The organism is Nakamurella lactea DSM 19367, assembly GCF_000426645.1.
Classification (GTDB): domain Bacteria; phylum Actinomycetota; class Actinomycetes; order Mycobacteriales; family Nakamurellaceae; genus Nakamurella; species Nakamurella lactea.
In genome coordinates this window covers 260,350-283,970 of the sequence record NZ_AUFT01000001.1, presented here as the reverse complement: position 1 = coordinate 283,970, position 23,621 = coordinate 260,350, and the positions used below count along the sequence as shown (strand labels likewise).

General features: G+C 69.8%; 21 protein-coding genes. 13 read left to right on the top strand and 8 right to left on the bottom strand.

Annotation, left to right across the window (positions count from 1 at the left end; genetic code table 11):
• Nucleotides 1-73: 73 nt before the first annotated feature.
• Genes K340_RS26700 through K340_RS26690 form a run of 5 tightly spaced genes read right to left on the bottom strand, consistent with a single transcriptional unit; the run spans nucleotide 74 to nucleotide 5,819 of the window.
• Nucleotides 74-1,261, bottom strand: a complete 1,188-nt coding sequence (locus tag K340_RS26700; RefSeq protein ID WP_051264768.1) for a CehA/McbA family metallohydrolase — start codon at nucleotides 1,259-1,261, stop codon at nucleotides 74-76.
• Nucleotides 1,258-2,442 carry an ABC transporter ATP-binding protein gene (locus K340_RS26695; protein ID WP_051264766.1) on the bottom strand — a complete coding sequence of 395 codons (1,185 nt, stop codon included), beginning with the start codon at nucleotides 2,440-2,442 and terminating at the stop codon, nucleotides 1,258-1,260. The genes K340_RS26700 and K340_RS26695 overlap by 4 nt, the downstream gene beginning before the upstream one ends.
• A 33-nt stretch (nucleotides 2,443-2,475) precedes the next feature.
• Nucleotides 2,476-3,297, bottom strand: coding sequence for a carbohydrate ABC transporter permease (locus tag K340_RS0101475; protein WP_037362408.1), 822 nt, complete (start codon nucleotides 3,295-3,297; stop codon nucleotides 2,476-2,478).
• 50 nt (nucleotides 3,298-3,347) lie between these two features.
• Nucleotides 3,348-4,244, bottom strand: coding sequence for a carbohydrate ABC transporter permease (locus K340_RS0101470; protein ID WP_029135398.1), 897 nt, complete (start codon nucleotides 4,242-4,244; stop codon nucleotides 3,348-3,350).
• Between the two features lie 27 nt (nucleotides 4,245-4,271).
• Nucleotides 4,272-5,819 (bottom strand): extracellular solute-binding protein, encoded by a 1,548-nt coding sequence (locus tag K340_RS26690; protein WP_211229205.1) that lies wholly within the window; start codon nucleotides 5,817-5,819, stop codon nucleotides 4,272-4,274.
• A 192-nt stretch (nucleotides 5,820-6,011) separates the two neighbouring features.
• Here K340_RS26690 and K340_RS0101460 point away from each other — a divergent pair, with 192 nt between their 5' ends.
• The gene (locus tag K340_RS0101460; protein WP_029135397.1) at nucleotides 6,012-7,127 is read left to right on the top strand and encodes a branched-chain amino acid aminotransferase; all 1,116 of its coding nucleotides are present in this window, start codon (nucleotides 6,012-6,014) and stop codon (nucleotides 7,125-7,127) included.
• Nucleotides 7,128-7,339: 212 nt separating this feature from the next.
• Here K340_RS0101460 and rpmB read toward each other — a convergent pair whose 3' ends face one another.
• Nucleotides 7,340-7,531 (bottom strand): 50S ribosomal protein L28, encoded by a 192-nt coding sequence (rpmB, locus tag K340_RS0101455; RefSeq protein WP_029135396.1) that lies wholly within the window; start codon nucleotides 7,529-7,531, stop codon nucleotides 7,340-7,342.
• 169 nt (nucleotides 7,532-7,700) lie between these two features.
• Between rpmB and K340_RS0101450 the strand changes: the two genes are divergently transcribed.
• The 3 genes from K340_RS0101450 to recG are packed head-to-tail and all read left to right on the top strand — an operon-like array spanning nucleotide 7,701 to nucleotide 12,308.
• Nucleotides 7,701-9,035, top strand: coding sequence for a family 1 glycosylhydrolase (locus tag K340_RS0101450; RefSeq protein ID WP_051264764.1), 1,335 nt, complete (start codon nucleotides 7,701-7,703; stop codon nucleotides 9,033-9,035).
• A gap of 7 nt (nucleotides 9,036-9,042) precedes the next feature.
• Nucleotides 9,043-9,981 (top strand): hypothetical protein, encoded by a 939-nt coding sequence (locus K340_RS0101445; RefSeq protein ID WP_029135394.1) that lies wholly within the window; start codon nucleotides 9,043-9,045, stop codon nucleotides 9,979-9,981.
• A gap of 56 nt (nucleotides 9,982-10,037) precedes the next feature.
• Nucleotides 10,038-12,308 (top strand): ATP-dependent DNA helicase RecG, encoded by a 2,271-nt coding sequence (gene recG, locus K340_RS0101440; protein ID WP_029135393.1) that lies wholly within the window; start codon nucleotides 10,038-10,040, stop codon nucleotides 12,306-12,308.
• Nucleotides 12,309-12,402: 94 nt separating this feature from the next.
• Here the strand turns inward: recG and K340_RS0101435 are convergent, their stop codons facing one another.
• On the bottom strand, nucleotides 12,403-12,918 hold the full coding sequence (locus K340_RS0101435; protein ID WP_029135392.1) for a putative immunity protein: 516 nt from the start codon (nucleotides 12,916-12,918) through the stop codon (nucleotides 12,403-12,405).
• Nucleotides 12,915-13,526, bottom strand: a complete 612-nt coding sequence (locus tag K340_RS26685) for a putative immunity protein (protein WP_051264762.1) — start codon at nucleotides 13,524-13,526, stop codon at nucleotides 12,915-12,917. Before K340_RS26685 ends, K340_RS0101435 begins: the two co-directional genes overlap by 4 nt.
• 219 nt (nucleotides 13,527-13,745) lie before the next feature.
• Here K340_RS26685 and K340_RS0101425 point away from each other — a divergent pair, with 219 nt between their 5' ends.
• The 9 genes from K340_RS0101425 to mutM all read left to right on the top strand — a co-directional run bounded on the left by K340_RS0101425 (nucleotide 13,746) and on the right by mutM (nucleotide 23,619).
• The gene (locus K340_RS0101425) at nucleotides 13,746-15,272 is read left to right on the top strand and encodes an FGGY-family carbohydrate kinase (protein ID WP_051264760.1); all 1,527 of its coding nucleotides are present in this window, start codon (nucleotides 13,746-13,748) and stop codon (nucleotides 15,270-15,272) included.
• Nucleotides 15,273-15,532: 260 nt separating this feature from the next.
• A complete protein-coding gene (locus K340_RS0101420; RefSeq protein WP_029135390.1) occupies nucleotides 15,533-18,955 on the top strand; it encodes a pyruvate carboxylase in 3,423 nt (1,140 codons plus the stop codon).
• A gap of 5 nt (nucleotides 18,956-18,960) precedes the next feature.
• Nucleotides 18,961-19,548: an RsmD family RNA methyltransferase gene (locus K340_RS0101415; RefSeq protein WP_029135389.1), complete on the top strand. Its 588-nt coding sequence runs from the start codon at nucleotides 18,961-18,963 to the stop codon at nucleotides 19,546-19,548.
• Nucleotides 19,545-20,087 carry a pantetheine-phosphate adenylyltransferase gene (gene coaD / locus K340_RS26680; protein ID WP_084613913.1) on the top strand — a complete coding sequence of 181 codons (543 nt, stop codon included), beginning with the start codon at nucleotides 19,545-19,547 and terminating at the stop codon, nucleotides 20,085-20,087. Before K340_RS0101415 ends, coaD begins: the two co-directional genes overlap by 4 nt.
• Nucleotides 20,088-20,191: 104 nt before the next feature.
• On the top strand, nucleotides 20,192-20,923 hold the full coding sequence (locus K340_RS0101405; RefSeq protein ID WP_029135388.1) for a DivIVA domain-containing protein: 732 nt from the start codon (nucleotides 20,192-20,194) through the stop codon (nucleotides 20,921-20,923).
• A gap of 180 nt (nucleotides 20,924-21,103) precedes the next feature.
• A complete protein-coding gene (locus K340_RS0101400; protein ID WP_029135387.1) occupies nucleotides 21,104-21,724 on the top strand; it encodes a YceD family protein in 621 nt (206 codons plus the stop codon).
• Between the two features lie 2 nt (nucleotides 21,725-21,726).
• Nucleotides 21,727-21,906 (top strand): 50S ribosomal protein L32, encoded by a 180-nt coding sequence (rpmF, locus tag K340_RS0101395; protein WP_029135386.1) that lies wholly within the window; start codon nucleotides 21,727-21,729, stop codon nucleotides 21,904-21,906.
• 19 nt (nucleotides 21,907-21,925) lie between these two features.
• On the top strand, nucleotides 21,926-22,714 hold the full coding sequence (rnc, locus tag K340_RS0101390; protein WP_029135385.1) for a ribonuclease III: 789 nt from the start codon (nucleotides 21,926-21,928) through the stop codon (nucleotides 22,712-22,714).
• A 5-nt stretch (nucleotides 22,715-22,719) separates the two neighbouring features.
• A complete protein-coding gene (gene mutM / locus K340_RS0101385; RefSeq protein ID WP_029135384.1) occupies nucleotides 22,720-23,619 on the top strand; it encodes a bifunctional DNA-formamidopyrimidine glycosylase/DNA-(apurinic or apyrimidinic site) lyase in 900 nt (299 codons plus the stop codon).
• The last annotated feature ends 2 nt before the right edge of the window (nucleotides 23,620-23,621 follow it).

The following is a 23,621-nucleotide window of genomic DNA, read 5'->3' as shown; positions in this document are numbered from 1 at the left end:
ACTGTGGTCTCGGCATCGTGCTACTCCACGGCGCGCCATCGTCGCGGGCGTTGACCCCGAAGTGCGGACAAGCTCAGCCGGCGCAGATGCCCTGGATCCCGGTGGCTGCGTCCTCCAGCCAGGCGAGCCCGGGGCGCGCGGGAACCGTCACCCGGTCACCGTCGAGCACCAGCCGGTAACCGTCGAGGGTGGCCAGCAGCAGGCCATCGGCGCCCAGTGCCAGGAAATCGTCGTCGATCCGGACCAGCAGCGGGGCGCCCGGCCCGGCCGAGATCGCAGTCCGGCCGGCCCGCAGGCCGCCCAGCACGTCGTCCCCATCGGTCAGCACCCAGGTGGTCGGGAAGCCGGGCATCGCATCGGAGCCCGCCCGGTGATAGTCGGAGCCGCCGACCGGGGTCGCGCCCGGGGCGAACGCCTGCCGGTAGGCGAGCGGCGCCCCCCAGGTCCGGTCGAACCACCCCGAGTGCCAGGTCTCCAGCAGATCCGGCCGCCCGGAACCCGGGTAACGCCAGGCACAATCGTCACCCAACGGATGGTTCACCGAGATCAGCCCGCCGCGGTCGGCGACGTCGGTGAACCAGCGATCGGCCTCGTTGCGGAAATCGATCCAGCCGATGTCACCGAACGCGTTCGCGTGCCCGCGCCAGGTGGTCACTTCCTGCCCCGGGATGAGCTGGATCCCGGAGCGGGCCGAGACCGTCGGCAGGTGTCGGTGGTGACTGACGGTGTTGTGGTCGGTGACCGCCAGGAAGTCCAGCCCGGCGGCAACCGCGTGCGCCGCCACCTGGTCGATCGAGTCCGCACCGTCGGAGTGCACGGTGTGGCAGTGCAGATCACCGGCCAGCCAGCGCATCCCGTCGACGTCGGGCAGCCCGGGCCGCGGTGGTCGCTGCGGAGTCGGCCGGGCCGGGCCCAACGCCGGCTCCGGCTCCCCGCCGGTGGTGATCTCCACCGTCACCCGCACGCCGGGCGCCGGCACCCGGTGCAGCCCGAGCACCACCTGCCAACCGCCCGCCGTCACCCCCGGCAGGTAACCGGGGGTTGCCGCATCGTCGGTAATGCAGAAGCTCCGGCGAGCACCGCCGGACCAGCCGCGGAACCCCTGTGGCCCGTGGCATCCCAGGTCGATGACGGCGTCGTCGCGGTCGATGTCAAGGGTGACGGTGAAGGCGCCGGCGGCGGCCGGCAGATCGAACGGCAGGTAGTGCCAGGTGGCCGCGGCCCGATCCTGCGGAGTGAAGGTCCGCCGGATGACCGTCACGGCGTCGTCGACACGGTTGCCGCGGTGGAGCCAGGGATCCCGGAGCCGGTGCCGGAGCCGGTGCCGGAGCCGGTGCCGGACACCAGGTCACCGGTGTCGGCGGCGTAGAGCAGTGACCGGTTCGGCTGGTGGGTGACTCCGATCCGGGCGCCGATCTGCGGTTCGGTGCCCTCGGCGACCATCGCCTGCACGGTGAGCCCGAGCACCGGATCTGCCCCGTCGGGCACCCGCTCGTCACCGATCTGCACGCTGACCAGGGCAGTGGCGCCGAGATATTCGACGATGGTCACCGTGCCCGCCATCGCACCAGGCGTCGAGGTACCGACGACATCCACGTACTCGGGCCGCGCGCCCAGTGTCACCGGCGTGCCCGGCGGCAGCCGGGGTGAATCGTGCGGGAAGGGAACCGTGAAGCCACCGATCCGCAGCCCGTCGTCGGCGGTCTCGCCGGCCAGCAGGTTCATCGGCGCCGAACCGATGAAGTTGGCGACGAACGTGTTGGCTGGCCGGTGGAACACCTCGGCCGGAGTGCCGACCTGACGGATCTTCCCGAGTTCCATCACCGCCATCCGATCGGCCATCGCCAGCGCCTCGGCCTGGTCGTGGGTGACGAAGATGGTGGTGACGCCCAGGTCCTTCTGCAGCTTCTTCAGGAACGTCCTGGCCTCCAGCCGCAGCCGGGCGTCCAGGTTCGACAGCGGCTCGTCGAACAGGAAGACCGATGGCTGGCAGGCCATCGCCCTGGCCAGCGCGACCCGTTGCTGCTGCCCGCCGGACAGCTGCCCGGGGCGCCGATCCATCAGGTTCTCCAGGCCGAGGCCGGTGCCGGTTTCCAGCGCCTTGGCCCGCCGCTGCGTGCGGTGCTCACCGCGGATCCGCAGTGGGTAGGCGATGTTGTCGGCGACGTCCATGTGCGGGAACAGCGCATAGTCCTGGAACACCATCGCAATGTCCCGCTTCCCTGGCGGCAGGTGGGTGACGTCCCGATCGTCCGACAGCAGCCGGCCGCCGGTGGCGTTCTCCAGCCCGGCCACCGTGCGCAGCAGGGTGGTCTTGCCGCAGCCGGACGGCCCGAGCAGCGCGAAGAACTCGCCGTCGGCGATGGTCAGGTCCAACGCATCGACCGCCAGCACCCCGTTCGGGTACTGCTTGCTCAGCGTGTCCAGGATGATGCGGGCCATCAGGTCTTGATACCCATCAGCTCTTACTACCTCTCAACTCTTGATGCCACCGTGGAAGCGGAATCCGTAGCGCCGGCTGACCACCAGGTACGCGATGACGACGGGGATGGAATACATCAGTGAAAATGCCGAGATCAGACCGAGTTTCGGCTGGCCCCCCTCGGTGTAGAAGGTGTACATGACGACAGCGGCCGGGTACTTGTCCGCCGATCGCAGCAGGATGAACGGGACCAGGAAGTTGCCCCAGGCGTTGACCAGCGCCCAGACCGCGATGGTGGCCAGCCCGGGCCGGGCGATCGGGATCACCACGTGCCGCAGGATCTGTAACGGGCTGGCGCCGAACACCTTTGCCGACTCTTCGTACGAGCGCGGGGTGGCGTCCATGAAGTCCTTGAGGATGAAGATCGCCGCCGGTAACAGCCCGCCCGTCATCACCAGCACCACCCCGAGCTGACTGTCGATCAGGTGCACGTTCGTCATCAGCAGGAAGATCGGCACCATCGCCGCGGTGCCGGACACGATGGAGGACAACAACAACAGCGCGTACAGCAGTGCGTCCCGGCCCGGCACCCGGACCCGGGACAGGGCGTAGGAGGCGAGCGCGCCGAAGACCAGGACCAGAGCCATCGTGCCCAGCGAGATGATCAGCGCGTTGAGCAGCGAACGCAGTGCATACGGGTTGTGCCACAACTCGCTGAAGTTGCCGGTGGAGAAGTCCGGCAGCTTGATGGTCAGCGACGGTGAGGCGTCGAACGGCGCGAGCACGATCCACAGCATCGGCAGCATGAAGAAGACCAGCAGCAGCGCGATCACCACGTAGAACAGCACCCGGCTGACGAACTTCTTCACCACCATCGACGGCGGCGGCCCGAGCGGAACGGCCGCCGGCCGGGCTGCGGTGGCCGTCATGTCTTGACCTTCCTGGTGCGCAGCAGGGTCAGGTACAACAGCGCGATGATCAGGTTGATCACCAGCATGATCAGCGAGATAGCCGCCCCGTACCCGAGTTCGCCGGTGCCGATCGCCCGGTTGTAGATGAAGGCGGGCAGGATCTCCGACTTGTGGTTCGGCCCACCGGCCGTCAGCAGATACGGCGAGAAGTCGTTGAACGTCCACAACGAGATCAGCAGCGTGTTCGTCAGCACGTGGCCGCGGATGTGCGGGAACACCACGTCCCGGAACTGCTGGGCGCCATTGGCTCCGGCCATCCTCGCCGACTCGAGCTGCGAGGGCGGCACCGCCTGCAGCGCGGCCGAGAACAGCATCATCGAGAACGCGGTGCCCCGCCAGGTGTTGAACACGATGATGGACAGCATCGGATGTTGGATCAGCCAGTTGTAGCCGGGCGTGTCCAGCAAGGCGTTCAGGGTTCCGTCCCGGCGGTTGAGCATCGCCCACCACAGGAACGAGACCACCGACCCGGGCAGCAGCCAGGCCAGCAACACCACGGTTTCGACCACCCCGCGCACCGACGGGCGCACCTTCTGCATCATCCAGGCAAGTGCGAACCCGAGGACGGTCTGGCCGATGATCGCCGAACCGGCTACGTAGATCAGCGTCAGCCACAGTGAGTTGAGGAAGAACCGGTCGGCGAGGGCGTCCCGGAAGTTCTGCAGCCCCACCATCTTCGGGGCGGCGGCGGCCAACCCGGTGAGCCGGTAGTCGGTGAGCCCGAGGTAGATCGTCCACAGCGCCGGGAAGACCAGGAACAGCCCGACCAGGACCAAGGCGGGCGCGACGAAGCCGCCGGCCCGGGCACGGCCCAGGCCGGCGGCGTCGGTCGCGACTGCGGTACGCGGCACGAGGTCAGAAATCCGTGGTGACGGGGATCAGCCGCTGGTCACCTTGTCCGCGCCGACCAGTTTCTCCAGCGCCTCCTGATAGCTGGCCGCGGCGTCGTCGACGCTGGTGCCGGACACCACGTCGGCGGTCGCCTGCTGCAGCAGCATCGACACCTCCGGGTACTCGGCCAGGCCGGGCCGGTAGGCGGTCAGCGGCAGCACCTTGGTGGCCACGAAGGTCAACATCGGGTCGTTGGCCAGCACCGTTTTGTTGACGTCGTCACGAGAGGTGATCTGCGCCTGGTCGCCCAGCCGTGCCTCGATTGCCTCGGGGGACAGCATGAACGTCATCAGGTCCCAGGAAGCCTTGGCGTTCTTGCTGTTCGGATTGAGGGTGTACACCGCTCCGCCGGACATCGAGACGAAGTCCTGGCCGCGGATGCCGGCGCCGGCCTTCTGTGCCGGGATCAGGGTGTATCCGACGGTGTCGTTGCGATCCTTCATCGGGGCGACGCCGTCCTTCGGATTCACCACGCTGCGCCAGAAGTAGTCGCTCTCGGCCAGGATGCCGATCTTCCCGGCGGCGAACTCCGCGAAGCTCTCGTCCCGGCCCTTGGCGTCCAGCTGCAGGTCGGGGTCGCCGACCTGGTCGGTGTTGTACGCCTTGTCGTAGAAGCTCAGCACGTCGCGCAGTTGCTGGGTGTTGCCCAGCCACTTGCCGTCGGTGTAGATCTGCGCCCCGGTGCCGGCCAACAGCGGCAGGATGCCCTGCATGGTGGTCGCCTCGCCCATCGCGGTGCCGGCGTTCATCTGCAGTGGGGTCACGCCGTCGATCGACTTCAGCTTGTCGGCGGCCGCGAAGATGTCGTCCCAGCTGGCCGGGTGCCAGTCGGCCGGCAGCCCGGCCTGCTGGAAGAGCTTCTTGTTGTAGTACAGGACACGGCCGTCGGTCCCGGTGGGCAGTCCGTAGAGCTTGCCGTCGAAGGTGGCGTTGCCCTGGACCGCTTCGTTGATCTGCTTCAGGCCGTCCCAGCTCTGGTAGTCGGCGCCGACCACGTCCTCCAGTGGCTTGATGTAGCCGGCCTGGGCGAACTCGCCGACCCAGATGCCGTCGATGGAGAACACATCCGGTCCGCTACCGGCCTTCAGATCCAGCGCCAGCTTGGCCTTGTACTTCTCGTCGTCGACACCGGACGACTGATAGCTGACCTGGACCGTGACGCCCTTGGCCGCTTCGGCCTTGGTGAATTCCGGGATCACCCAGTTGGTGATCCAGTCCGCCTCCTGCGCGTTCTTGCCGCCGCTGATGCCGTTGGTGGAGATGGTCAGCGTCACCGTCCCGCCGCTCGGCGCGGAGGTACCGGCCGACGATTCGGAACCGCCGGCTGTACTCGTCCCGGGCGCTGCCTCTGACGTGTCGCCGGACGAGGTAGTGCCGTCGGCGGCGGCGGTGTGCGAGGTGGCGGCGGCGGCCGAGGTGTCGGCACCGGCGGAAGTACCGCCGCCCGACCCGCTGTCCGAGCCGCAACCGGCCAAAGTCAGCGCCAGTGCTGTGCCGGCGGCGAGAATCGCGGTCGAGCGCGCATACCTTCTCATCGAGTTCCTCTCACATCGTTGTCAGCGGGGTAGTCGCGAGCGTCGGAGGAGAAGTTCCGGCCCCATCGCAGTCTGGCAGGACAACGGTGACACAGCAACGGAAAGGGGCGTGCATCATTCGACTCGATCGGGGGCGCCGACGCACGGATACCCGACTGTCGGAACTCCGACTAATCGCGCTACCGTTGTTCCATGACCGAGAACACCCAGGCGTTCCGCCGCGAAACGAGTACCTCGCCCGTCGCCGACGATCGGCTCGCGGAGATTCTGGCGGCGCCGGGGTTCGGCAAGTTCTTCACCGATCACATGGTGATCATCGACTGGGACGCCGACGCCGGCTGGCACGACCCGAGGGTGGTGCCCTACGCCCCGTTCACCGTCGATCCGGCGATGATGGTGCTGCACTACGGCCAGGAGATCTTCGAGGGCCTCAAGGCCTACCTGCAGCCGGACGGTTCGGTGGCCGGTTTCCGGCCGTCGGCCAACTCCGCGCGGCTCAACAAGTCGGCGGCCAGGCTGGCCATGCCCGAGCTTCCCGAGGAGCTGTTCCTGCAGTCGCTGCGGGAGCTGGTCACCATCGACAAGCGGTGGGTGCCGACCACGCCGGGAATGTCGTTGTACCTGCGGCCCTTCATGTTCGCCTCCGAGGTCGGCCTCGGCGTTCGACCGTCCGGCAAGGTCACCTACTGCCTGATCGCCTCGCCGGCCGCCGGGTACTTTGCCGGCGGCGCCGCGCCGGTCACGGTGTGGCTGTCCACCGAGTACGTCCGCGCGGCACCGGGTGGCACCGGCGAGGCGAAGACCGGCGGAAACTACGCCTCGTCGCTGATCGCGCAGGCGCAGGCCGCGGCCAAGGGCTGCGATCAGGTGGTCTGGCTGGACGCCCTTGAGCGGCACTGGGTCGAGGAGATGGGCACCAACAACCTGTGTTTCGTCTTCGGCTCGGCGGATGCGGAGGCGGGCGTCGAGATCGTCACCCCCGAATTGAACGGATCGTTGCTGCGCGGCATCACCCGCGACTCGGTGCTGCAGATCGCCCGTGACCTCGGCTTCACCGCCACCGAGCGCCGGATCTCCACCGACGAGTGGGCCAAGGCCGCCGAGACCGGCGAGATGACGGAGACCTTCGGCTGCGGGACCGCGGCGGTCGTCACCCCGGTCGGCACGGTCAAGCACGCCGACGGCGGCTTCCAGATCGGTGGCGGCAGCTCCGGCCCGGTCACCGAGCAGATCCGGGAGGCCCTGGTCGGCATCCAGAACGGCACCGCCGAGGACCCGCACGGCTGGCGCGTCCGCCTCGCCGACTGAGCGCTCCCGACCCGGCGCTTATCAACTTCTCAATCGCTTCCGAACTCGTTGACTTTCGTCACACCCGCCCCAAACCGGCCCACTTGGAAAGCGCCTGCGATGTTGATAAGCGCCGGACGGGGGACGAGAAAACGGCGGCTCCCAGTAAGGGAGCCGCCGTTTCGGGTTTCGCGCCGCGGAAGGTGCGAAGGAACGACGGGAAGTGCGCAGCGTCAGCCGCGAGCGACCTTGCCGGCCTTGAGGCAGGAGGTGCAGGCGTTGATCTTGCGAACCGTGCCGGGAGCGATCTGAGCCCGCACCGACTGGATGTTCGGGTTCCACCGACGGTTGGTCCGGCGATGAGAGTGCGACACGCTCATTCCGAAGCCCGGGCCCTTGCCACACACATCACAGACGGCAGCCACGACGGCTCACTCCTACTAAAGTTCTGGCGTCCTGCCGCCGCGCCGCACAGGGCGGCCGCGATCCGACGGGGCACTCGCTTGGACAGTCGAAGATACCCGACCTGAGCCGGGCAACCGCTTCACGATACCTGCGTGGACGCGCGGGCGCCAAATCGCGCACCATGGGCGGGTGAGCTCACCCCTGCCGGTCCCGCCGGATTTCCTGTTCGGGGTGTCGTCGTCGGCCGCTGCGATCGAGGGCGGATCGCCCGGCGACGGCCGCACCGCGTCGGTCTGGGACGTGTTCGCCGCCGCACCGGGCCGGATCGCCGACGGAGCGGGGCCGGACGTTGCCGCAGGCCACTACCAGCGGATGCGCACCGATGTGGGGCTGTTGGCCGAGCTCGGGGTGGACGCCTACCGGTTCTCGGTCTCGTGGTCGCGGGTGCAGCCCGGCGGCACCGGCCCGGCCAACCCGGCGGGTCTGGACTTCTACGACCGGCTGCTCGACGAGTTGGCCGGAGTGGGCATCGCACCGTGGCTCACGCTCTACCACTGGGATCTGCCGCTGGAGCTGATGCTCGACGGCGGCTGGCTGGACCGGGACACCGCCGGTCGGTTCGCCGACTACGCGGCGCTGGTCGCCGAGAAGTTCGGCGACCGGGTCGCGGCCTGGATCACCATGGATGACGCCGCCCTGCACAGCTTCTACGGGCACGCCGTCGGCATCGACGCCCCTGGGCTGACGCTGTTCGGTGGCGCCTTCGCCGTCACCCACCACCTGTTGCTCGGCCACGCCGCGGCGCTGACGGCGTTGCGCGCCGCGACCGCTGCACCGGTGGGCATCGTCAACCACCACAGCATGGTGGATCCGGCCACCGACAGCACGGACGACCGGGCGGCCGCGCAGCTCTACGACACCATCCACAACCGGCAGTTCAGCGACCCCGTACTGATCGGCGCGTACCCGGAAGGCCTCGCCGCGCTACCCGGGACGGATCTATCGGTCGTCGCGGACGGCGACCTGGCGGCGATCGGCGCGCCGATCGACTTCTACGGCGTTTCCTACGACCACCCCCGGTGGGTGGCCGCGGCGCCGGACAACCGCTCGGTGCCCTTCACCATGGTCGAGCGCGACGACCGGCCGCACAGCGCCGCCGGCACCGCCGTTCAGCCCGCGGCGCTGACCCGCGTTCTCACCGAACTCGCCGGCCGTCAGCCCGGGGTGGTGCTCTATGCCGAGACCGGAGCCGCCCATCCGGGTCCGGCCGACGGGACGTCGGCGACTCCGGATCGGGACCGGACCGGCTTCCTCGTCGATCATCTGCAGGCGGCGCTGGCCGCCCGGGCGGCCGGCGCGCAGGTCCGCGGCTGGTTCTGGTCGCACCTGCTCGACGGCTGGGACTACGGCGACGGCTTCAGCCGGCCGCGCGGGTTGGTCCGGGTGGACCGGGACACGTTGGAACGCGTACCGCGAGCCGCGTTCCGGCGCTTCGCCGAGCTGATCGCCGCCGCCCGGGCATGATGGCTGGATGAGCAGTTTCGCCGCAGTCGACGCGCACCTGGTGTCGGCCTGGGCCGACCGGGTGCTGGATCCCGCGCGCCCGGTGCTGCGGCTGCCAGGGGTGCGGCCGACCGCGGCGGAGCGGGCGGCGATCGGCGTCGGGTTCGCCCAGGTGCGGGCCGCGGTGCTCGGCGAGCACGTCGGCGAGCCGGATCTGCCGGCGCCGCCGGCCACGGGCCACCCCCGCCCAGGCGAAGCCCGCCCAGGCGATGGCGAAAGCGCTGACGTGGCAACGGATCTGCAGCGCTACCTGGTCGGCATCGCGGCCGGCATCGAGGCCACCGGCGCCGACCGGGACCCGATGTCGCTGGTCGCCGGGCTGATCGCCGGCGCCGCCGCCCTGCAGTACAACCGCGTCGGCTCCGGCGGTGACGACCCGTCGGCCGCCGAGCTCGCGTCCAGGGCGGGGGTGGCTGCCGCCGACCTTGCCGCCGACGGGGCCGACCTGGCCAGGATCACCGAGACCGCCGCCGGCGTGGCGAATTCCGGTTGGCTGTTGGCACCGCCGCACGACCCGGCGCTGCGCGAGGAGTTCCGGTTGCGCGCGCTGATCGCCACGGTGCTCGCCGCGCTCGCCCAGGTGGCCGGCGGGGCTGACGGCGAGCCCGAGGTGGCCGGCTGCGGCGCCGGTCCCGGCGAGCACTCCGGGCGTCGGTTCCTGGCCGAGGTGACCTTCGAGTTCCGTGGCGATGCGACCGCCCGCAGCAGGCTGCAGCAGACCTTGGCGTCGATGGGCACCGACCTGCGGGTCTGGCCGGGGGAGGACCGCGCCCGCTTCCATCTGCACACCGTGCATCCGGCCGACGTGGTGGGCGAGGCGTATGCCCTCGGCACACCGTTCGACCTGCGGATCGGCACCCTGGAACCACCGCTGTCGGTACCTCACGGCAGGATGGATGACGAATGAATGCCGGCGAGCCGGCGTGACGTCGACGGATCGCACGCGGTAGGGGTTGGAACGCAATGGCCGAAAGGTACGGGGACGTCGGACTGGACAGCCCGCTCCGCGATGTCGGCGTCAACCCCAAGCACCTGAAGGCGCTGGACGAGAAGATCGGCGTCCGCACCGTCGGCGATCTGTTGCGCTATTACCCGCGCAAGTACAACGAGCGCGGCAAACTTACCGAACTGGGCAAGTTGCAGGTCGGCGAGAAGGCGACCGTCTGGGCCAGGATCACCGACGTCAAAGAGAACCAGATCAACCGGTTCAGCCACCGCGGGCCCAAGAGCGGCGTCAAACTCATCACCAAGGTGGTGATCAGCGACGGCCGGCACCGGCTGTCCTGCGCCTTCTTCAACCAGTGGCACATCGCCAAGGTGCTCAAGGTCGGGATGGAAGCGATGTTCGCCGGCACCGTCAAGGAGTTCCGCGGCGAGATGCAGTTGTCGTCGCCGCAATGGGCCAAGCTCAGCGGCGAAGGCGAGGCCGAGGAGGACATCGAGATCCTCGAGTCGTTCGCCGGCGGCATCATTCCGATCTACCCGCTGGTCGAGGGACTGTCCCAGCCGATGATCCAGGGCGCGATCAAGGTGGTCCTCAAGCTGCTGGGCGAGATCGATGACCCGGTGCCGACGGAAATTCTTGCCGCGCAAGGGATGACGGACCTGGACAGCGCGCTCCGGGACATCCACCGGCCGCGGAGCTCCAAGGAGCTGCAGGCGGCCCAGCGCCGGTTGAAGTACGACGAGGCGCTGGCGATCCAGTTGGTGTTGGCCAGGCGCCGGGAGCAGGCCAGGTCGTTCCCGGCCGAGCCCTGCCCGCGGGTTCCGGACGGGCTGCTGGCCGCGTTCGATGCGGCATTGCCCTTCACCCTGACGCCCGGCCAGCAGGCGGTCGGCGAGCAGATCGCGCTCGACCTGTCGACCATCCACCCGATGAACCGGCTGCTGCAGGGCGAGGTGGGATCCGGCAAGACCGTCGTCGCGCTGCGGGCCATGCTCCAAGTGATCGATTCCGGACGGCAGGCGGTGCTGCTGGCGCCTACCGAAGTGCTTGCGGCGCAACATGCCCGGTCGCTCCGCACGGTGCTCGGCCCGCTCGGCGAGGGCGGCGAGCTCGGTGCGCCGCCGGAGGCGACGCGGATCAGTCTGCTGACCGGATCGATGACCGCATCCGCCCGCAAGGAGGCGCTGCTGACGATCGCCTCGGGGCAGGCGGGGATAGCGGTGGGCACCCATGCCCTGCTGTCCGACGGGGTGTTCTTCGCCGAACTCGGCCTGGTGGTGGTCGACGAGCAGCACCGGTTCGGTGTCGAGCAGCGGGATGCGTTGCGCAGCAAGGGGCCTGACGGCAACCCGCCGCACGTGCTGGTGATGACCGCGACGCCGATCCCGCGCACCGTCGCGATGACGGTGTACGGCGACCTGGAGACCTCGACCCTCTCCGAACTGCCGAAGGGGCGTTCGCCGATCTCCACCACGGTGGTGCCGGCGGGGGAGAAGCCGGCGTGGCTGGACCGGGCCTGGCAGCGGGTGCACGAGGAGGTCGGCAAGGGCCATCAGGTGTACATCGTGTGCCCGAAGATCGCCGACGAACCGGGGAAGAGAAGTAGCGAGGACGACGCCGATTCCGAGTGGGACGCACCGGATGACGGCGGGGCGGACTCGGTCGACGAGAAGCGCCCGCCGCTGTCGGTGGAGCACGTCGCGACGTTGCTGGCCGAGGGGCCGTTGGCCGATCTGCGGCTGGCCACTTTGCACGGGCGGATGGTGCCGGCCGACAAGGACGAGACCATGCGCCGGTTCGCCGCCGGTGAGATCGACGTGCTGGTGTCCACCACCGTCATCGAAGTCGGGGTTGACGTGGCCAACGCCACCATGATGGTGATCATGGACGCCGAGCGGTTCGGTCTCTCGCAGCTGCACCAGCTGCGGGGCCGGGTCGGGCGGGGCAGCGCCCCGGGGATCTGCCTGCTGGTCACCGAGGCGCCGGGCGGCTCACCGTCGCGGATGCGGCTCGCCGCGGTGGAGGCGACCACCGACGGGTTCGAACTGGCCGACCGCGACCTGGAGCTGCGCAAGGAAGGCAACGTGCTGGGTACCAGCCAGGCCGGCACCGCGAGTGCGTTGCGCCAGCTGTCGCTGACCACCGATCGGGACATCGTCGAAGCCGCCCGGCATGACGCGCAGGACCTGGTCGACAGCGACCCCGGCTTCGGCAAGTTCCCCGGGCTACTGGCGATGGCCGAATCGGTGATCGGCGACGAGGGTCAGGAATTCCTCACCAAGGGCTGATGACAGCAGCCGTAGCGCGCTTGTCCCGCCGGCGCGGGTTGCCGTTGGGACATCCCCGCTTCTTCAGCCGTAGCGCGCTTGTCCCGCGGGCGGTTCAGCAGTCGAAGACCGACCAGCAGATGTCGTTGCGCAGCCGTTGGTCGTCGAGCACGAGCTCGCGGACGGCATCCGGGAGTTGGTCGCGCTGCCACTGACATTCGAGTCGGCCCGCGGACTCTCTGCCGGGCGCCGGTGTCGCGTCCCGGACGGCCTTGATCGCGTAGGCGGCCGCGCCCAGATCGTGGGCAGCGACGTGGGCCACGGCACCGGCCTGGCCTGCCGAGTAGGCGGCATTCCTGGCTGCTCCCTTCAGGTCTCGGGCCGCCCCCATCGCATGACCGCCGGCCGCCCGAGCCCGCATCATCGGAAGCTCGCCGCGCGCCCAGGCGCGGGCGGCCTCGATCGCCTGCCGGGGGCGTGGATCCTGCGGCCGGACCGACTCGAACAATCCGACGACGTGCTCGGCGCAGGAGGCGGCCCACAGCGCGAGGAGCTGGTGGTCGGCGTCGGTGAGCGTTCCACCCCGGCGGATCGTGATCAGGCGTGGGTCCCTGACCTTCGGGAGGATCATGGCCGGTCCCCGGCGACCGGTTCGGCACTGCCGTTCGCGCCGTGCGGCGGCGCCGGATCTGCGGACTCGCGCAGTAGTCGATCCAGCCTGCTCATCAGGCGGGGGAGGCGACCGGTGCCCGTTGGAGCCGGCGGGTAGCGGTCGAGAACCTGGATGAGTACCGGTGTTGCGCGCCGCAGCGACCGATCCAACAGGGCTTGCGAGGCCGCCGGGTCATCGCCGGCGGCCAGTTCACCGATCAGGGCGACGCAGGCGGCGGCCCGCAGGATGTGGCCGACCTGGTCGGCCTGGGCGATCGGATGCAGGTACGCGGCAGATGCGGCGTCGCCGGCCGATCGAGCGGCCAGCCGGGCGGGCTCGGAGGGCGCGGCGGCGGCGGCCCGGTGGGCCTCCATCGATGCGACCCGTTGCAGTCTCGATCGGTTGGCGCCGTTGACGAATACCCAGGCTGCGTCGATGGCGTCGCGGGGGCGGGGGTCGTCGGGAACGGCCTCCTCGTAGACGGCCAGGACGTCCTCTGCATGCTGAGTCACGAAGCGCGCCACGACGCGCAGCTCGTCCGTCGTCAGTTCGAAGTCGCCGGACCGATAGTGCGTGCCCCGGGTCATGGGGTGGATGCTATCCGGGTCGATCGGATCGGAGCCGACGGCGCCGACGTGGACGGGTGGTAGCGACCGGCCTGGTCACCAACGGGACAACCCCGCTACGCCGGTGGTAGCGCGGGTTGCCGTAGAGCCGACCCGGTGTGTTGCATAGGAGGGCTGGTGCAGGGCAGGCTCAGTCGCAGGTGGAATCGATTTCTCGGATCTGTGTGGAGGAACCCGACCGTGACAGCGTCAGCCACGACAGCGTCAGCCACGACGCCATCAGGAAAGACCCAGTGCGTCGTCGGCGTCGACATCGGCACCTCCAGCAGCAAGGGCGTGTTGGTGGACACCGACGGTCGGGTGCTCGCCACAGCGACCAGGGAACACGACGTCCAGCGGCCGCGGGCGGGCCACGTCGAGATGGACGGCTCGATCTGGTGGGACGAGTTCGTCGCCATCGTCGCCGAGCTGCTCGCGGCCGACGAAGCGTCCCGGGCGGAGGTCGCCGCCGTCGGCGTTTCCGGTATGGGGCCGTGCCTGTTGCTGGCCGACGAGAACTCGGAACTGCTGCGACCGGCGATCCTGTACGGCGTCGATACCAGGGCCGGCGAGCAGATCGACACCCTGAACGCCGAGCTCGGGGCAGAGGCGATCATCGAACGCGGCGGCTCGGCACTGTCCAGCCAGGCGGTCGGTCCCAAGGTGCGCTGGGTGGCGGACAACGAGCCAGGGGTGTTCGCGACGTCCCGCCGGCTGTACATGCCGAGCTCGTACCTGGTGTACCGGCTGAGCGGCCGGTACGTCCTGGACCAGCAGTCCGCCAGTCAGTGCACACCGCTCTACGACGCCGAGGAGCAGGCCTGGTACCAGCCATGGTGGCAACGGATCTGCGGCTCGATCGAGCAGCCGGACCTGCACTGGTCCGACCAGGTGGTCGGCTCCGTCGGCCCCGAGGCCGCAGCCGAAACCGGTCTGCCGCAGGGGATCCCGGTGCTCTGCGGCACCATCGACGCCTGGTCCGAGGCGATCAGCGTCGACGCCCACAACGTCGGCGATCTGATGTTGATGTACGGCACCACCATGTTCATGGTCAACACGGTCGCGGATCGGGTTTCCTGGCCGACACTGTGGGGGACGGTCGGCGCCTTCGAGGGCACCCGCAATCTGGCCGGCGGGATGGCCACCTCGGGTGCGATCACCGGCTGGCTGCGCGAGCTGTTCGGTTCGCCGGACTACCCGACCCTGCTGCAGGAGGCGGCCAGCTCGACGCCGGGCGCCAACGGGCTGCTGATGCTGCCCTACTTCGCCGGCGAGCGGACACCGATCAACGACCCGGACGCCCGCGGCATCGTCGCCGGGCTGACCATCTCGCACACCCGTGGCGATCTGTACCGGGCGGCGCTGGAGGCGATCGCCTTCGGGGTTCGGCACAACATCGAGGTGTTCGAGCAGGCCGGCGGTCGGATCGACCGGGTGGTCGCGGTCGGCGGCGGCACCCAGGGCGAGCTGTGGACGCAGATCGTCTCCGACGTCACCGGCCGCCCCCAGGAGCTGCGGCAGACCTCGATCGGGGCGAGCTACGGGATGGCCTTCCTGGCGGCCCGCGCGATCGGTGGGGCGTCGATGGCCGACTGGAATCCGGTGCTGCGCATCGTCGAGCCCAACGCGGCCCTGCTGGACACCTACGACGAGCGGTACCGCCTGTACCGGGAGCTGTACGCGTCGACGGCGGACATCGCGCACTCGCTGGCAGCGACCCAACACTGAGTTCGGCTGACGCTTGCACAGTGGGCCGATGCGGGTCGAACGACCCCGGAACGCCGCACTGAACGTTCCGCTGCTGAGGCCTCGGTCGGCACCTGCCGGGGTGTGCCCCTGCCGCACCAGCCAGCGGCGCCTACTCCCAGATGATGGGAACCAGGGTCCGAAGCATGGAACGGCGGCGCCGCGCGATACCGTAGCGGCGGTTGATCGCCGCACGCTCGGCGACCGACCGGTCCGTCAGTCACGACGAACTCGGAGCCGCCATGTTCAGCAAGATCCTGGTCGCCAACCGCGGAGAGATCGCCATCCGGGCGTTCCGGGCGGCCTACGAGCTGGGCGTCGCGACGGTCGCGGTGTTCCCGTACGAGGACCGGAACTCCACGCACCGGCAGAAGGCCGACGAGGCCTACCGGATCGGCGAACCGGGTCATCCGGTCCGTGCGTACCTGGACGTCGACGAGATCGTCCGCACCGCACTCGAAGCCGGTGCCGATGCCATCTATCCGGGCTACGGCTTCCTGTCCGAGAACCCGAATCTGGCCGCGGCCTGCGCCGCCGCCGGGATCACCTTCATCGGTCCGCCGGCCGACGTCCTCGAGCTGGCCGGTAACAAGTCCAGGGCGGTGGCGGCCGCGCGGGCGGCCGGCATTCCGGTGCTGGAGTCAACGGCGCCGTCGAAGGACGTCGACGCGCTGATTGCCGCGGCCGGATCGGTCGGGTTCCCGATCTTCGTCAAGGCGGTGGCCGGTGGCGGTGGCCGCGGCATGCGCCGGGTCGACACCGCGGAGGAACTGCCGGAGGCGTTGGCCACCGCCATGCGCGAGGCCGAGTCGGCGTTCGGCGACCCGACGGTGTTCCTGGAGCGTGCTGTGATCGAGCCGCGGCACATCGAGGTGCAGATCCTCGCAGATGGCCCGGCCGAGGCCGGCGCCGCCCGCCCGAGCAGTGTGATGCACCTGTTCGAGCGCGACTGCTCGGTCCAGCGCCGGCACCAGAAGGTGATCGAGGTGGCGCCCGCCGTCGGGCTCGATCCGGCTGTGCGGGAACGGATCTGCGCCGATGCGGTGGCCTTCGCCCGGCACATCGGCTACGTGAATGCCGGCACCGTCGAGTTCCTGCTCTCCGAGACCGACGGGGAGGTGTCCTGGCACTTCATCGAGATGAACCCGCGGATCCAGGTCGAGCACACCGTCACCGAGGAGGTGACCGACGTCGATCTGGTCTCCTCGCAGATCCGGATCGCGGCCGGCGAGAGCCTCGCCGACCTCGGACTGTCCCAGGAAACGGTCAAGATCAACGGCGCCGCCCTGCAGTGCCGGATCACCACCGAGGATCCGACCAACGGCTTCCGGCCGGATACCGGCAAGATCATCACCTACCGTTCGCCCGGCGGGGCGGGCGTCCGGGTCGACGGCGGTACCGTGCATGCCGGGGCCGAGGTGAGCGCGCACTTCGACTCCCTGCTGGTCAAGCTGACCTGCCGCGGCCGCACCTGGGAGCAGGCCGTCACCAGGGCCCGCCGGGCGCTGGCCGAGTTCCGGGTCCGCGGGGTGGCGACCAATATCCCGTTCCTGCAGGCCGTGCTGGACGATCCGGACTTCGCCGCCGGCGGCGTCACCACCTCGTTCATCCAGACCCACCAGCAGTTGCTGACCGCCCGCAGTTCGGCCGACCGGGGCACCAAGCTGCTCACCTTCCTGGCCGACGTCACCGTCAACCGCCCGAACGGGCCCGCCCCCAAGCTGTTGTTGGACCCGGCCGCGAAGCTGCCGCCCTTCGACGCGGAGGCAGCGGCACCGGACGGCAGTCGGCAGCGGTTGCTGGCGCTCGGCCCGGAGGAGTTCGCCGCGGAACTACGGGCCGCAAAAGCGTTGGGCGTCACCGACACCACCTTCCGGGACGCACACCAGTCGTTGCTGGCCACCCGGGTCCGGACCCGGGACCTCGCCGCGGTGGCGCCCGCGGTGGCCAGGCTCACCCCGCAGCTGCTGTCGGTGGAGGCCTGGGGCGGGGCGACCTACGACGTGGCCCTGCGGTTCCTGGCCGAGGACCCGTGGGAGCGGCTGGACATCCTGCGCACCGCGCTGCCCAATGTGGCACTGCAGATGCTGCTGCGCGGACGGAACACGGTGGGCTACACGCCCTATCCGGCGGCGGTCACGGACGCCTTCGTGCAGCAGGCGGCGTCGGCAGGTATCGACATCTTCCGGATCTTCGATGCGCTCAACGATGTCGACCAGATGCGCCCGGCGATCGACGCCGTCCGGGCCGCCGGCAGCGCGGTGGCCGAGGTCGCCCTGTGCTACACCGGCGACCTGGGCGACCCGGCCGAGCAGCTGTACACCCTGGACTACTACCTGCGGCTGGCCGAACGCATCGTCGACGCCGGCGCGCACATCCTGGCGGTCAAGGACATGGCCGGCCTGCTGCGGGCACCCGCTGCGCGGCAACTGATCTCGGCTCTGCGGCAGCGCTTCGACCTGCCGGTGCACCTGCACACCCACGACACCGCGGGTGGGCAACTGGCCACCTATCTGGCCGCGATCGAGGCCGGCGTCGACGCCGTCGACGTCGCCAGCGCCCCGATGGCCGGCACCACCTCGCAGCCGCCGATGTCGGCATTGGTCGCGGCCACCGACCACACCGAGCGGGCCACCGGGCTGTCGCTGCGCGCGGTCGGCGACCTGGAGCCGTACTGGGAAGCGGTGCGCGCGGTGTACGCACCGTTCGAATCGGGCCTGCGGGCACCGACCGGCCGGGTCTACCGGCACGAGATCCCCGGCGGTCAGTTGTCCAACCTGCGGCAGCAGGCGATCGCGCTCGGACTTGGTGGCCGGTTCGAGGCGATCGAGGACACCTATGCAGCGGCGGACGCGATGCTCGGCCGGTTGGTCAAGGTGACCCCGTCGTCGAAGGTGGTGGGCGACCTTGCCCTGCACCTGGTCGGCGCCAAGGTCGACCCGGCCGAGTTCGAGGCCGATCCGGGTCGGTTCGACGTGCCCGATTCGGTGGTCGGTTTCCTGAACGGTGAGTTGGGCGATCCGCCCGGCGGGTGGCCGGAGCCGTTCCGGACCAGGGCGCTGGCCGGACGCAGCTGGACGGCGCCGGCCGCGGAGCTGTCCGCCGACGACGCCGCGGCACTCGTCGACGAGCCGCGGAAGACGTTGAACCGTTTGCTGTTCCCCGGACCGACGAAGGACTTCGAAGCGGTCCGTGACGAGTACGGCGACGTCTCGGTGGTGCCGACGGCGGACTATCTGTACGGCCTGCGGGCCGGCGCCGAGCACGTGCTGACCCTGGGCGCCGGGGTGCAGCTGTACGTGGGGCTGGAGGCCATCGGCGAACCCGACGATCGCGGTCTGCGCACGGTGGTGACGACGATGAACGGCCAGTTGCGTCCGCTGCAGGTCCGCGACCGCGGGGTGGCGAGCGACGTGCCGGTGGCCGAACGGGCCGACGCTGGCAATCCCGGTCACATCGCGGCGCCGTTCGCCGGGGTGGTCACGCTGTCGGTCGGCGAGGGCGACGCGGTGACAGTCGGCCAGACGGTGGCCACCATCGAGGCGATGAAGATGGAGGCGTCGATCACCTCGCCCAGGGCCGGAACGGTTGCCAGGGCGGCGATCTCGCCGGTTCAGCAGGTCGAGGGCGGGGACCTGGTGCTGGTGCTGAACAGCCAGGGCTGACGGCGATGACGCGGATCGTTGCCGGGCACTGGAAGGGCCGGACGCTGCGTACGCCCAGCGGCGGGACCACCCGGCCGACGGCCGAGAAGATCAGGGCGGCATTGGGCAACGCTCTGCAAGCCGCCGGCGCGCTGGACGGTGCGACGGTGTTGGACCTGTACGCCGGTAGTGGTGCCCTCGGACTGGAGTTGCTGAGCCGGGGAGCAGCCTCGCTGGTCTCGGTGGAGAAGGATCGCCGGGCGTTGGAGGCGTTGCGCGCCAATGTGGCCGGGTTGACCGAAGGAACCTCGGGTCGGCAGGCCGCGGCCGCACCGGGCGTTCCGGTCGAGGTGCTCGGTGCCGATGTGCAAGCGGCGCTGCCGAGGCTGGCCGGCCGCAGCTTCGACCTGGTGGTGGCCGATCCGCCCTACGATCTGCCGGCGGCAGAACTGCATGCCGTGCTCGCTGCGCTGGGACCGCTGCTCGCACCCGGCGCCGAGGTGGTCGTTGAACGGAGCGCACGCTCCGGCGAGCCGGACTGGCCGGCGCCGCTGATCGCCGTGCGTGCGAAGCGGTACGGCGACACGTTGCTCTGCTACGGTCGCGCGCAATGACCACCCACCTCCCGCCGGAATCCGAGTCACCGGAGCCGGCCGCCAGAGCGGCGCGGCCCGGGTCGGCCTCGCATGCGGTCTGCCCCGGCTCGTTCGACCCACCGACCCTTGGCCACCTGGACGTGATCGGCCGCGCGGCCGGCCTGTTCGAACAGGTCACTGTGGCGGTGCTGATCAACCCGGAGAAGCACGGCATGTTCGACCTCGACGAGCGGTTGGAGCTGCTGGCCGCCACCACCACCGAGTGGCCGAACGTCCGGGTCGATTCGTTCCGCGGGCTGCTGGTCGACTACTGCGCCCGCAACGGCATCAACGCCATCATCAAGGGTCTTCGAGCAGTGTCGGACTTCGACTACGAACTGCAGATGGCCCAGATGAACTCCGGTCTCACCGGGGTGGACACGTTGTTCATGCCGACCAGTGCCGAGTTCTCGTTCGTGTCGTCATCCCTGGTCAAGCAGGTCGCGAGCTACGGCGGCGACGTCAGCCCCTACCTGCCGCCGGTGGTCCAGCGCGCGCTGGCCGCCAAGCTCGGCTGATCGCACTGTGGCCGGGCTCCCTGCCCGAGTCCCGCGTGGCTTCCCGGCTGCGGACGCTGCCGATTGGCAGACTGAGACCGCAGAACAACAGGGAGGACGTCACCGTGTACCGGGTTTTCGAGGCCCTTGACCAGCTGGTCACCATCGTCGAGGAAGCGCGCGGCGTTCCGATGACGGCGTCCTGCGTCGTCCCGCGTGGCGACGTGCTGGATCTGTTGGACGACGTCCGGGACGCGTTGCCGGGGGAGATGGACGACGCACAGGACGTGCTCGACCACCGCGACCAGATGATCTCCGAGGCGCAGACCACCGCGACGAACACCGTCAGCGGTGCCGAGGCCGAGGCCCAGCGGCTGGTGACCGCCGCGCGCGAGGAGGCCGCGGCCACGGTGGGCGGCGCCAAGTCGCAGGCCGACCGGATGGTTGCCGAGGCCGCTCAGCGGGCCGAGCAGATCATGCAGCGCGCGCATGCGGACGCCGAACGCGCCGTGCAGGCCGGCCAGGACCAGCACGACGGGCTGGTCGACCGGGGCCAGCACGAGCAGGAACGGTTGATCGCCGCTGGCCGGGCCGCGCACGACCGCAGCGTGGCCGACGGCCGGGCCGAACAGGCCCGGCTCGTCTCGCAGTCCGAGGTGGTGCAGGCCGCGCACGCTCAGTCGGCCGACATCCTGGACGAGGCACACGGCGAGGCCGACCGACTGCGGGCCGAGTGCGACACCTACGTGGACGGCAAACTCGCCGGGCTCGAGGACACGCTCACCAAGACCCTGCGGACGGTCGGCCGTGGCCGGACCTCCTTACGTTCGGGTGCGGTCGCCGACTACCGGGAGTGACGCTTCTCACTGTGCGGCGTCATCGATGCCGGGCTCGCGGCGTGAGCTCGAATCATCACGGGGTTGCCGGCCTGCACTACTCTGGGGTGGTTGCCCGGCGAACCTGTCGACGTCGGGCCGCATTCTCCGGAGCACCCACCCGCTGGACCACCACGACATCCCCGAAGCTGGATCGAGATCATGACTGCCGCGCGCCCCGACCACAACTCTCCCTGGGTCCTGGACATCAGGCCCCTCGGTCGGCGACCCGGAAGCCTCAAGGCGATGACCATCGATCTCCCGGTCGACGACCCGATCGGGAACGAGGTGCTCGCCGTTCCCGCAGGTCACGAGGTTGAGCTGGATATCAGACTGGAGTCGGTGACAGAGGGCGTGCTGGTGTCCGGCACGGCCTACGCCGAGGCCACAGGCGAGTGCGCTCGCTGCCTCACCCCGGTCAGCGAGCCGGTCGAGTCGAACCTGCGGGAGCTGTTCGCCTACCCCGGATCGGCGACCGACGAGACCACCGAGACCGACGAACTGCCGCGGGTGGTCGACGACCTGATCGACCTGCTGCCGCTGGTCCGCGACGAACTGACCCTGGCGCTGCCGCTTGTCCCGCTGTGCAGCCCGGACTGCGCGGGGCTGTGCCCCGAGTGCGGCGAGCGATTCGCCGAGCTCGAACCGGGTCATTCTCATGAGATACTGGACCCGCGCTGGGCGGCGCTTGCTGAAAAGTTCGGTTCGACCTCGTCGGCTGATGCTGCCTCGTCACCCGAATCTGCCGGCAATTCCCAGCAGGAAACACCGAAGGAGAAGTAGTCGTGGCTGTCCCGAAGCGGAAGATGTCCCGCAGCAACACCCATGCCCGCCGGTCGCAGTGGAAGGCCACTGTCCCGACCCTCGCGCCCTGCAGCAACAAGGCCTGCGGCGAGCTGAAGCCGCCGCACATCACCTGCCCGAACTGCGGCCAGTACGACGGTCGCCAGGTCGTCGGCGTCTGACAAGCAGTCTGACGAAACGATGAGCGGTGCGGCGCGTGGGCCACAACTTCCCGATTCCGCACTCGTCTCACAGCTGTCCACCGAGCTCGGCGTCGACATCGACGCCGAGCTCGCTGTGCTGTCGATGACCCATCGGTCCTACGCCTACGAGAACGGCGGCCTGCCGACCAACGAGCGGCTGGAGTTTCTCGGCGACTCGGTGCTGGGCATCGTGGTGACCGAGGAGCTGTACCGCACCCATCCGGACCTGCCCGAGGGGCAGTTGGCCAAGCTGCGGGCGTCCATCGTCAACATGCACGCGCTGGCCGGGGTGGCCCGCGCGATGAACCTCGGCCAGCTGATCCGGCTCGGCAACGGTGAGGAGCTCACCGGCGGCCGGGACAAGGCGTCGATCCTGGCCGATGCGGTCGAGGCGATCCTCGGCGCGCTGTACCTGCAGCTCGGGCTGGAGCCCACCCGCGGGGTGATCCACCGCCTGTTCCACGAGCTGATCGTGATTGCGCCGTCGCTGGGTGCCGGGCTGGACTGGAAGACCTCGCTGCAGGAGCTGTCGGCGGCCGAGGGTCTCGGGCTGCCGGTCTACGAGGTGACCGAGGACGGCCCCGACCATGCGAAGACGTTCGAGGCGGTGGTCATCGTCGGCGGCGAACCGCTCGGCAACGGCGCCGGCCGGACCAAGAAGGAAGCCGAGCAGCAGGCGGCGGCCACCGCCTACAACAGCATCAACGACGGATCTGACGCCACCCCCGCTGACGACACGGCAGCTGGGGACACCGCCGCCGGGCCGGCGGACCAGACCGCCGACTGACCGACATGCCGGAGCTGCCCGAGGTCGAAGTGGTGCGGCGCGGCCTGGCCGAGCACGTCACCGGCCGCCGCCTCTCGCGGGTGCTGGTGCACTCCGACCGGGCGGTGCGTCGTCATCCCGGCGGTCGCGCGGATTTCGCGGCGATCCTGGCCGGCCGGCGGATCGAGCAGGTCCGTCGGCGCGGCAAGTACCTGTGGATGGTGCTCGACGACGGCGACGCGCTGCTGGCCCACCTGGGAATGAGCGGGCAGTTCCGGATCGGCGAGCCCGCCGACGGCCGGCCGGAGCAGTTCGACGCCACCGACGGGGCCGCGCCGGTGCTCGACCATCCGCACCTGCGGGTCCGGTTCATCTTCGATGACGGCGGCCCGACTCTCGACTTCCTCGACCAGCGGACGTTCGGCGGTCTCGCCTTCGCTCCCGACGGTGCCGACCTGCCGGACGCCATTGCCCACATCGCCCGGGATCCGCTGGATCCCGAGTACTCGATCGATGCGGCGGTCGCCGCGATCCGGGCCAAGCACACGGAGCTGAAGCGGGCCCTGCTGGACCAGACGATTGTCTCCGGAATCGGCAACATCTATGCCGACGAGGCGTTGTGGCGGGCCAAACTGCATTACCGACGGCCCACCGCGACGCTGTCCCGGCCGGCCGCCAGGGCGGTGCTGGAGTCGGCCACCGAGGTGATGTCCGAGGCGCTGGCGGTCGGCGGCACCAGCTTCGATGCGTTGTACGTCAACGTGAACGGGGAGTCCGGCTACTTCGACCGCACCCTTGATGCCTACGGCCGCGAGGGCCTGCCGTGCCGGCGTTGCGGCACCGCGATCCGGCGCGAGGCGTTCATGAACCGCTCGTCGTACCTGTGTCCGCGCTGCCAGCGCCGGCCGCGCGGCCTGCCGGTGTGACA

Excerpts from the sequence above, each read along its gene's own strand:
- K340_RS0101475 (WP_037362408.1), bottom strand. The coding sequence starts at position 3,297 with ATGGTGGTGAAGAAGTTCGTCAGCCGGGTGCTGTTCTACGTGGTGATC.
- K340_RS0101415 (WP_029135389.1), top strand. The coding sequence starts at position 18,961 with ATGACGCGGATCGTTGCCGGGCACTGGAAGGGCCGGACGCTGCGTACG.
- K340_RS0101420 (WP_029135390.1), top strand. The coding sequence starts at position 15,533 with ATGTTCAGCAAGATCCTGGTCGCCAACCGCGGAGAGATCGCCATCCGG.
- recG (WP_029135393.1), top strand. The coding sequence starts at position 10,038 with ATGGCCGAAAGGTACGGGGACGTCGGACTGGACAGCCCGCTCCGCGAT.
- K340_RS26685 (WP_051264762.1), bottom strand. The coding sequence starts at position 13,526 with ATGACCCGGGGCACGCACTATCGGTCCGGCGACTTCGAACTGACGACG.
- K340_RS0101400 (WP_029135387.1), top strand. The coding sequence starts at position 21,104 with ATGACTGCCGCGCGCCCCGACCACAACTCTCCCTGGGTCCTGGACATC.
- rnc (WP_029135385.1), top strand. The coding sequence starts at position 21,926 with ATGAGCGGTGCGGCGCGTGGGCCACAACTTCCCGATTCCGCACTCGTC.
- K340_RS0101460 (WP_029135397.1), top strand. The coding sequence starts at position 6,012 with ATGACCGAGAACACCCAGGCGTTCCGCCGCGAAACGAGTACCTCGCCC.
- K340_RS26695 (WP_051264766.1), bottom strand. The coding sequence starts at position 2,442 with ATGGCCCGCATCATCCTGGACACGCTGAGCAAGCAGTACCCGAACGGG.
- K340_RS0101445 (WP_029135394.1), top strand. The coding sequence starts at position 9,043 with ATGAGCAGTTTCGCCGCAGTCGACGCGCACCTGGTGTCGGCCTGGGCC.
- K340_RS0101435 (WP_029135392.1), bottom strand. The coding sequence starts at position 12,918 with ATGATCCTCCCGAAGGTCAGGGACCCACGCCTGATCACGATCCGCCGG.
- coaD (WP_084613913.1), top strand. The coding sequence starts at position 19,545 with ATGACCACCCACCTCCCGCCGGAATCCGAGTCACCGGAGCCGGCCGCC.
- mutM (WP_029135384.1), top strand. The coding sequence starts at position 22,720 with ATGCCGGAGCTGCCCGAGGTCGAAGTGGTGCGGCGCGGCCTGGCCGAG.
- K340_RS26690 (WP_211229205.1), bottom strand. The coding sequence starts at position 5,819 with ATGAGAAGGTATGCGCGCTCGACCGCGATTCTCGCCGCCGGCACAGCA.